The organism is Enterococcus sp. E5-37 (assembly GCF_035726925.1).
GTDB lineage: Bacteria > Bacillota > Bacilli > Lactobacillales > Enterococcaceae > Enterococcus_B > Enterococcus_B faecium.
In genome coordinates this window covers 1-979 of the sequence record NZ_JAPMLG010000033.1, presented here as the reverse complement: position 1 = coordinate 979, position 979 = coordinate 1, and the positions used below count along the sequence as shown (strand labels likewise).

The window sequence follows — 979 nt, the reverse complement described above, 5'->3', positions numbered from 1 at the left end:
AGTGAACATAAATGACTTATACCCATCTTACACCAAACGAGCTTGTAATGATAGAAGCATATTTTCATCAAGAAACTCCGGTTGCTATCGTTGCGAAGCAGCTTAAACGTGGACGCCAAACAATTTACAATGTCTATAACTTTCTCAAATGTGGTGGAACAGCACTTGAATACTTTGAACAATACAAAGAAAATAAGCGACGTTGTGGGAGAACCGAAATCATTTTTCCTGCTGAGGAAAAAGAATACATTGAAAAAAGATCAACTGAAGGTTGGACCCCAGACGTCATTATTGGCCGTGCAGAGCGAACCTTCTCTTGTTCAGTAAGTACCCTCTATCGCCGGTTTAAGACGGGAGAATTCAATGTTTTACATTTACCGATGCAAGGAAAACGAAAACCAAATGGTTATAAGGAAAAACGTGGAAAACAGGCATTCAAAAGAAATATTTCTGAACGTAAAAAAGATTATGTCGTTTTCGAAGAAGAATTTGGACATTTAGAGGGTGATACGATTGTCGGCATCCACCATAAAAGTGCCGTCATCACACTCGTTGAGCGACTTTCAAAAGCCATTATCGCCTTGAAACCAGAAGGCCGTAAGGCAGTTGATATTGAAAATTCGATTAATGAATGGCTTCAATCCGTACCCAAAAATCTTTTCAAATCAATTACCTTTGATTGTGGAAAAGAATTCTCTAATTGGAAAAGTATTAGTAATACGAATGATATTGATATTTATTTCGCAGACCCAGGAACGCCTTCCCAACGGGGATTAAATGAACATTCAAACGGACTCCTCCGAAAAGATGGACTACCAAAAGAAATGGAATTCAACCAAGTCAATCAAGGATTCATCTCATCCGTTGCGTCCAAAAGAAACCATATCCCTAGAAAATCACTAAATTACCAAACACCATTAGAAGTTTTTTTGAGTTACGTAAATGGAAAGTTTTGTCTCGCTTAATTTGACAAATAATA

General features: G+C 37.5%; 1 protein-coding gene. It reads left to right on the top strand.

Translation table 11 applies throughout. From position 1 onward, the window contains the following. Positions 1 to 11 precede the first annotated feature (11 nt). Positions 12 to 965, top strand: a complete 954-nt coding sequence (locus OS138_RS12705; protein ID WP_000222572.1) for an IS30 family transposase — start codon at positions 12 to 14, stop codon at positions 963 to 965. Positions 966 to 979: the final 14 nt, after the last annotated feature.